The 8,625-nt window shown below is 47.4% G+C and carries 6 protein-coding genes; 2 read left to right on the top strand and 4 right to left on the bottom strand.

What is annotated here, in order from left to right; all coding sequences use genetic code 11:
* Window positions 1-595: 595 nt before the first annotated feature.
* Window positions 596-859 (top strand): hypothetical protein, encoded by a 264-nt coding sequence (locus RSA72_RS10705; protein ID WP_332623531.1) that lies wholly within the window; start codon window positions 596-598, stop codon window positions 857-859.
* A gap of 246 nt (window positions 860-1,105) precedes the next feature.
* On the opposite strand, the gene RSA72_RS10700 is transcribed toward RSA72_RS10705, so the two are convergent.
* On the bottom strand, window positions 1,106-2,620 hold the full coding sequence (locus RSA72_RS10700; RefSeq protein ID WP_332623530.1) for a TerC family protein: 1,515 nt from the start codon (window positions 2,618-2,620) through the stop codon (window positions 1,106-1,108).
* Between the two features lie 757 nt (window positions 2,621-3,377).
* Between RSA72_RS10700 and RSA72_RS10695 the strand changes: the two genes are divergently transcribed.
* Entirely contained in the window at window positions 3,378-3,842 is a 465-nt protein-coding gene (locus RSA72_RS10695; RefSeq protein ID WP_068912390.1) for a MarR family winged helix-turn-helix transcriptional regulator, read from the top strand.
* 15 nt (window positions 3,843-3,857) lie between these two features.
* Here RSA72_RS10695 and RSA72_RS10690 read toward each other — a convergent pair whose 3' ends face one another.
* The 3 genes from RSA72_RS10690 to RSA72_RS10680 all read right to left on the bottom strand — a co-directional run.
* Window positions 3,858-4,517 carry an SOS response-associated peptidase family protein gene (locus RSA72_RS10690; RefSeq protein ID WP_332623528.1) on the bottom strand — a complete coding sequence of 220 codons (660 nt, stop codon included), beginning with the start codon at window positions 4,515-4,517 and terminating at the stop codon, window positions 3,858-3,860.
* A 100-nt stretch (window positions 4,518-4,617) separates the two neighbouring features.
* The gene (locus tag RSA72_RS10685) at window positions 4,618-6,060 is read right to left on the bottom strand and encodes an aldehyde dehydrogenase family protein (protein WP_332623527.1); all 1,443 of its coding nucleotides are present in this window, start codon (window positions 6,058-6,060) and stop codon (window positions 4,618-4,620) included.
* Window positions 6,061-6,590: 530 nt separating this feature from the next.
* Window positions 6,591-8,625, bottom strand: a 2,035-nt coding sequence (locus RSA72_RS10680; RefSeq protein ID WP_332633167.1) for a malate synthase G, incomplete at its 5' end; no start/stop codon positions are given.

Raw genomic sequence — 8,625 nt, 5'->3', positions numbered from 1 at the left:
AAAACCTAATGAAAGCATATTTTATGGGAGATTATGTGTGATATGGATTTCAAAAATCAGCTATATAATGGCTAAGTTTTTTTAAACGACTCCGCGAAAATCCCTTCAGCTTCGAGTTCCATAGACCCTTGTGTCAAATAAAATTTGGATACATGAGTGCGGCATGGATGCCGCACGTTGCCCATCCCTTGCGCTGCATTTTAAAGCAGTGCTTAAAACTGGCTCAGGATGCCGTGTATGGGCAACAAAAGACTTTTGCCGACTTTGGGTCTTTCCAAAGTCGGGACTTGCCTGCGCAAAGGCATCTAAATTTCTAAAGGAAAAATGAGGCAGTGCAAGCGCCATCGTTAATTGCCGAAATAGTTAACGCGGATAAAATTCAGTGCAATCATCTTTTATAAGCAATTATGCGTCATACAGACTTTAGAATTTAGCTATAGTTCTGAAATCCAGGCGGCAAATGCACATCAGGCGCATGCTGCATAAAGAATTGCTGATGCGCATCGGCCTGGCCGCGCCGGCGGTATTCAGGCAAAAATCCGGCCCGTGAACTGACAATCAAAACCGGCTTTTCAGCCAGCCGCAGCGTTAAAATTTGGATAATATTCTGCTCTATCAGCTTGCCATCATGACGGTACTGCACAATTGGGACAGAAACCGCATCCTTGTCATAGACATGCTGCTGCAACTGCTCCCGAGCCGCATTGGGGAAAATCTGCTGGTCAAATGCCCAGCCTTGCTGAAAAATCCGGTGTTTTTCTTCTTAAGGCAGCCGGGCAAAGTCTATGATGGTTTCTACTATTTTCATAAGGTCAATTCCGCAGCAGCTGTTATTTTTTTCATTCTTCATACCCAATAACGGCATTGGCTTTATGCTTAACTTGGCTGCTTCTGCTGAACAGCTTTTTAAGCAGGCAATGCTTCACTGTTAAAGCTGAATTATTTCAGCAACTTTGCTTTTTAAATTTGCCGGATATTTTTCACCCGGAAAAGCTCAGCTCTTTATACCCGGCCTCAAGCTAAAACGCAAAGCGCGCCCTGCCTTGAATAAAAAATGCCAGCTCATCCTGAAACAAGCTGGCATTCATCAATTCACGGCGGCGGATTAAGCGCGGATCAAAACCGTCTTAATCCGGTTTCCGTCCATTTCCGTCACTTTAAACTGGATGCCTTGATAGTCCAGCTCGGTGCCCACTTCAACATTGCCATGCATCTTATCCAGAATCAGTCCAGATACGCTGATATAGCCGGCATCATCTTCAACCAGATCCAGCATGCCCAGCTCCAACTCCAGCTGGTACAAGTCCAGCATGCCGGATGCTTTCCATGACTTGTCATTGATTTTCACCAAATCCAGCTGCTCATCAGCGTCCGGGAATTCGCCGGCAATCGCTTCAAAAACGTCCAGCGGTGAAATCAGGCCCTGCACATTGCCAAACTCATCCGACACCATCACCAATGAACCCTTTGAAGTGCGCAAGGTATTGATGGCGTCAATCACCTTCATTTTTTCAAAGATATAGATTGGACGGTGCTTCTTGATCAAGTCTTTCAGCTCCGCTTCATCATCCAGCACATCCAGCAGCTCTTTGGCGCGGACAATGCTGATGACTTTATCCATGCTGCCACGGCAGACCGGAAATAAGCTGTGCGGCACGGAAAGCACCTGCTCGCGTATCTGCTCAGGCGTATCATTCAGGTTCACCCAGGAAATCTGGCTGCGCGGCGTCATAATCGAAGCCACCGAACGCTCAGCCAAAGTCAGTACGCCGCCAATCATATAGCGCTCTTCATCCGCAAAAGCTTCCTGAGCCTGCTGCTGGCCGTCCGCAGATTCAACCTTGCCGCCCATCAGCTTTAAAATGCTGTCGGCGGTGCGGTGGCGCAGCGGAATTTTTGCTTCATGCTTCGCGACATTGCGCTGGGTAAACTGGTTGAATGCTTCAATCAGAATCGCAACGCCAATGCCGGAGTAAATATAGCCTTTTGGAATATGGAAACCGAAGCCTTCCGCAATCAGGCTGATGCCGATCAGCAGCAGGAAGCTTAGGCACAGAATCACGACAGTTGGATGGCGGTTCACAAAGGACGTCAATGGCTTAGACGCAAGCAGCATCACGGCCATGGCAACAATCATTGCAGCCATCATGACATAAATGTTGTCCACCATGCCAATTGCGGTAATAACCGAGTCCAGGGAGAACACCGCATCCAGCACCACAATCTGCGCTACAACTGCAGTAAAGCCGGCATAAACCACCTTGGTAGTTAATTTAACTTCAGGCTTGCCTTCAATTTTTTCGTGCAGTTCAGTCACGGCCTTATACACCAGGAACAGGCCGCCAAATAAAAGAATCAGATCCCGGCCTGAGAAAGTCCAGTCCAAGAGCGTAATAAGCGGTTTAGTCAATGTGACTAACCAAGAAATTGCGAACAGCAGCCCCAAACGCATCACAAGAGCGAGCGAAAGGCCAATAACGCGGGCTTTGTCGCGCTGTTCCGGAGGAAGTTTTTCAGCCAAAATGGCGATAAAAACCAGGTTATCAATACCCAGTACAATTTCAAGAATAATTAAAGTAATTAAGCCAACCCACAAACCGGGGTCTAATAAGAATTCCATCAGATGTTGTCTCCAAAACTATGAGTTTGAAGAGAATTAAGCAGATCTGCGCACGGCGACGGATCCATAAAAACAACCTGTATAGCCAAAGTTAATTTTATTATGCATAAACTGCGAATTTTGTAATGATTTTTTTGCATTTTTTAATAAATATATCGTTTTTTTCCAGAATTCCGGCAGCTGACTTCCAAAGTAGCCAGCCGCAGGGAAATTCAACGCTGACAAAAATAGACTGCGCGGTCACACTCAGCGCTTAAAATGAGAAAACAATGAACGCTCCACATAAACCATTGTTTAAAATTAGCATTTATTAAGTTTAGATAAAAAATATATTGATTGAGATGGCTTGTGGCCGAATTGCCTGAATTTTTCTGCAGCAAAGCCGCATTTTTAAATCTGAAATTTTCACTAAAATGAAAACATAGCCAAGATTATTCCCCCTAATAATCTGCAGCTTCAGCTTAGATGCATATATTTCCAATCCAAATCTAAAAATGCACAGGATTAACCGCTATGGCAAATGAAAAAGTATTAACCTTCAGCAAAAACGCTAAAACACTTGCGGACACAAGCCATAAAGGCAACAATGCTCCGTCTGTTCCCGGCAGCCGCGCTTAATTTGAAACAGCTGCAAAAAGGAAGCTGGACGACAGATTTCCTTGCATTTTATATTTTAAAAATCTATTGATATTGCAGCCTAAATTTTCATAAAATACTGACACGCTCAAATAAAATTACAAAAAAATCGGGGATCTTTATGACAAAGAAATATTCAAAATTCTTGCCGGTAGGTGATAATTTCAGTTTGGAAAGCTTTCCCTATTATTGGGTCACGCAAGTGCATGCCCAGTATGTATTGAATGTCGATCACGCCTTGAAAAAGTATGGAGTGGATAATTCCAGACGGCGCATTCTGCTTGCGCTGAAATCAAAACCGAATGCCAGCGTTTCAGACCTGTCTGAGATGATGGTTTCCAAAATGTCGACCACCACCAAAATCGTCTACCGCTTAAAGGATGAAGGCTTTGTTGACACCTATTCATGCGAAGATGATGCCCGCATTACCCGGGTCATCCTGACTGAAAAAGGCCATCAGATGACGCAAAAAATCAATGACTTAACCAATGTCGTGCTTGAGCAGTCTTTTGAGGGCCTGACGCCGCTTCAGATTGAAAAGACTATGGAAAGCCTGAAGCATATCTTCAAGAACCTTTCGCGTTAATTGGCAGCCAATAGGTCAATCGAAAAAATTCAGCTGGGGACTGATTTTTTCGATTTTTGCCTTAGGCGCATGAAAACATTCAAATTCATCAGCGGGAAAGCCTTCAACAAAGGGCTGAATGTTCGGACTGCGCCAGTTCAGCCATTCCTCCAAGCGCTGATGCGGTATCACAATCACCGAGCGCTTGACATTTCCAGGCTCATGAAACTCCTTCATCATGGGATGATCAATAGCATCCATGGTAATCATGCTGGCGGAGCGGATGACTTCACCGCCTTTCTGGCAAATATCATACAGCGCAGCAATATAGAATGCTTGTCCGTTCCTGCGCCGGACACCCCAGCGCTGAGGCTTGTTGTCGATATATTTCGATTCGTAAAACTCTGCAACCGGCATGGCGCCGAATTTGCATTTGCTGACTGCGTTAATGAAACTCGGCTTCTGCATCAAGGTTTCATTGCGCGCATTGTAGGTTTTCAGCGCAATTGATTTATCATCCGCCCATTTCGGGATCATGCCAAAATGCGCTTTGCGCCATTCCAGCCCCAGCGCAGACTGAAACAGCAAAGGCAGCTCATAATTAGGATAAATTTCATCTGCATATTCAAATGAAATCTCCGGCAAGCCTAACTGCTGCAGCTGCGCAATGGTCAGCGGTTTAAAATTGGCGCACATGATTTGAATCATTCAAAAAATATAGATCATCATAATAGAGTGCGGCCCAAGAGATCAACTCTGCGCCAGACTAAGCAGGCTGCCGCCCGCTTGTTTTCATTCACAGCGGGAGCGTCATCCAATGCGTGCGGGTGAATTCTTCAAAAATCCAGCGCCCATTGAACCGCCCCAAGCCTGAGTTCTTTTCGCCGCCAAAAGGCGCATTGGCATGGTCTGCCACGCTGATGCCATTGATATGCGTCATGCCGGCATCCAGCTGGGCAGCGAAGCCGGCGCCGCGTTCCAGACTGCGGGTACAGACAGCGCTGGACAGGCCGAAGCGCGTGCTGTTGGCCAACTCCAGCGCATGCGCCTCATTTTCCGCCTGCAGAATAGGCAAGATCGGCCCAAAGCTTTCTTCCTGCGCCAAATCTGCAGAAGGGTCGACATTGATAAAGACATGCGGCGCAACTAAATTGCCCTGAATCCCGCCATCATAGATCAGCTCTGCGCCCTGCTCCAGCGCAATTTGAATGATCTGCTGATGTTTTTTCACTTGAGCTGCATTGATTATCGGCCCAATCAGCGTATCCGCTTTGTCCGGATCGCCTACAGCGATCTGCTTGACCCGGGCCAGCAGCTTTTCAACATAAGCGTCATGAATTGATACATCGGCAATGACCCGGTTGGTGCTCATGCAAATCTGCCCCTGATGCAGAAAGCGCCCCATGACGGTCAGCTCAACAGCCAAATCTAAATCCGCATCATCTAAAATCACCAAAGGCGCATTGCCGCCCAGCTCTAAAGCCAGCCGCTTTAACGTTTCCCCGCCGACTGCTTTGGCGCCAACCCGCTGGCCGATTTCAGTTGAACCGGTAAAGGAGATCATTTTAGGCGCAGCATGCTCGACAAAGTAATCGCCGATTTCACCGCCTGAACCGGAAATTACATTTAAAGCGCCGGCCGGCAATCCCGCTTCCTCAAACAGCTTTCCCAGCAGCGTTCCGCCGGTGACGGGCGTGTCGCTGGCGGGCTTGAGCACCACCGTATTGGCGCAGGCAATCGCCGTCACTACCGAACGCATCGACAGATGAAACGGAAAATTCCAAGGGCTGATTACGGCTATAACGCCCAAAGGCTTGCGCAGGACGAAGCTGCGCCTCTGCGGATCTTTGCTTTCCAGCTGTTCCGTGAGCATTTTATCCGGAAAAGCGCCGGCTTCCTGAATAATGCCCAGCGCGGCGTCCACTTCAATACTGGCTTTTAAGCGCGAGCTGCCGGATTCCCGGATCAGCCAGCCCACAATCTCATCCCGCCTGGCGCGAATCACTTCCTGCAGCTTTTGAATAACTGATTTCCGCAGTTCAGCGGATTGCATCAGCTGCCCATAAAATGCCTTTTCCGCAGCAGCATAGGCGCTGTCCACATCCACCGTGCTGGCAGCAGCCATCTTAAAAATAATGTCTTGGCTGTACGGATTAATATTCTGAATGGATTGCGTTGAGGTACCTTTCAGCCATTGTCCGCCAATATACTGCAGCTCTAAATTTTGATAATGCGCCATTCCCTCTGCCCCTTTCCATAAATTAATTTCAATTTACTCTAAAGTGAGCCGGCAGATTTAGCCAGCGCTTCACGCCGCCGCTTACGTTTAGATAATAAAAAAGCCTCCGAAGAAGTAATGCTGATCAGTTAAGGAGTTTCACCGTAAACTCCTTAATTTGTTGGGCTATTCACGGCGGAGTCTTATCGTTTTTAAATTCGATATTTGGAGCTCGTTTTGTTCTTTTGTTTCGCCAAAAGAACCAAAAGCATTTGTCATCCGCGAAACCTGTTCACTTCCTGCACTTAAATAGCCTTTTTGCAAAAACAATCCATTTCAAATGCCACGCAGGTTGCGGATGACACTTCCGCGTATCAAATAATATCTTGGGTTTCAAAAAGAAAAAGCCTGTCAATTTCTTAACTGACTGGCATTACTCCGAAGAAGCAGCTCCAGACAGTTAAGGAATCAGGCAAAATCCGGAATTAAAAAATGCCAGTCAATTTATGAACTGACTGGCATTCTGAAAAAGCTTCTTTCAGCTTGCAGGCTTAGTCACCTGTATAGCCTTTCAGCTTTAAGCGCGCTGCGTGAAGCAGAGGCTCAGTATAGCCGGAAGGCTGTTCGCCGCCTTTGAATACCAGGTCATACGCAGCTTTGTATGCATAGCCGTCAAAGCTTGGCGCCATAGCAGTATATTCCGGATCATTGGCGTTTTGCTCATCCACAATTTTCGCCATGCGCTGCATTACTTCTTCAACTTGCGCTGCAGATACGATGCCGTGGCGCAGCCAGTTTGCAACGTGCTGAGAAGAAATACGCAGTGTTGCGCGGTCTTCCATCAAGCCTACGTTGTTGATATCTGGAACTTTAGAACAGCCTACGCCCAAGTCAACCCAGCGAACTACATAACCCAAGATGCCTTGCAGGTTATTTTCAAGCTCTTTGGTTTTTTCTTCTTCAGTCCAGCTGGTGTCTGCCGCTAAAGGCGGTGTCAGCAAGTCATCCAATGATAACGGCTGAGTATTCAACAGTTCTTTTTGACGCTCAGACACGTTGCACTGATGGTAGTGGATTGCGTGAATGACCGCGCCAGATGGAGACGGAACCCATGCGCAGCTTGCGCCCGCTTCCGGATGCTCAATCTTGGTTTTGTACATATCCAAAAGCATATCCGGCTTTGGCCACATGCCTTTGCCGATTTGCGCTTTGCCGCGCAGGCCAGCCTGCAGGCCGATCATGACGTTGCGGTTTTCATACGCTGGGAACCAGATTTGAGATTTCACTTCGCCTTTGCGGACAAATGGGCCGGCTTCCATAAAGGTATGGATTTCATCGCCTGTGCGGTCCATGAAGCCTGTGTTGATGAAGATCGTGCGGTCTTTCGCCTGCGCGATACAGTTCTTCAAGTTTACAGAAGTGCGGCGCTCTTCATCCATAATGCCGATTTTTAAAGTCTTCGCAGGCAAGCCCAGCGCCTGTTCAGCGCGCTCAAACAGTTCCACGGCAAATGCAACTTCTTCCGGGCCGTGCATCTTCGGCTTAACGATGTACATTGAGCCTTTGCGCGAGTTCTTGATGGTGTTTTCACCTTTGATGTCTGCAAAAGACAGCAATGGGGTAATTAACGCATCCATGATGCCTTCGTAGATTTCAGCGCCATCTACAAGGATTGCCGGATTGGTCATCAGGTGGCCAACATTGCGCAGAAGCATTAAAGAGCGGCCATGCAGCTTGGTTTCACCGCCAATCAAGTTTTTGTGGGTGCGGTCTTGGCTCAATTTGCGGGTAACGGTTTTGCCGTTTTTCTCGATAGACTCTTCCAAAGTGCCTTTCATCAGGCCCAGCCAGTTGCGGTAGCCTTCAACTTTTTCTTCAGCGTCTACAGCGGCAATTGAGTCTTCCAAGTCCTGAATTGTGGTCAAAGCGGATTCAAGAACCAGGTCTTTTACGCCGGCTGCATCTGTCTTGCCAATTGGGCTGTTCGCGTCAATTTCAATAACCACGTGCAGGCCATTGTTCAGCAGCACAATTTCAGTTGGCGCAGCTTCTTCGCCGTTAAAGCCGACAAATTGCGCTTCTTTAGCCAAAGCCGCTGCTGAGCCGTCTTTTAAAGTAACGGCTAATTTTTTGCCTTCTACCGCATATTTGACTGCATCGGCATGCGAGCCATTTGCCAGCGGGAAAGTTTCATTTAAGAAGTTTTTAGCAAATGCGACAACTTTTTCGCCGCGGACCGGGTTATAGCCCTTGCCTTTTTCCGCGCCGCCGTCTTCAGGGATTACGTCAAAACCGTACAGCGCGTCGTATAAAGAACCCCAGCGCGCATTCGCTGCATTTAAGCAGTAGCGCGCATTGCGCACAGGCACAACCAGTTGCGAGCCTGCCAATAACGCGATTTCTTCGTCTACATTTTCAGTTGTAATTTGGAAATCTTCTACTTCTGGTACCAAGTAGCCAATTTCGGTAAGGAAAGCTTTGTAAGCTTCGAGTTCAAATTTGTTGTTGCGGTGCCATTCATCAATTTTCGCCTGAATGTCGTCACGCTTAGCCAATAGTGCTTTGTTCTTTGGGCTAAGATCGACA

It is taken from the genome of Acinetobacter sp., from assembly GCF_036659555.1.
GTDB lineage: Bacteria > Pseudomonadota > Gammaproteobacteria > Pseudomonadales > Moraxellaceae > Acinetobacter.
This window is presented reverse-complemented; position numbering and strand designations above follow the sequence as displayed.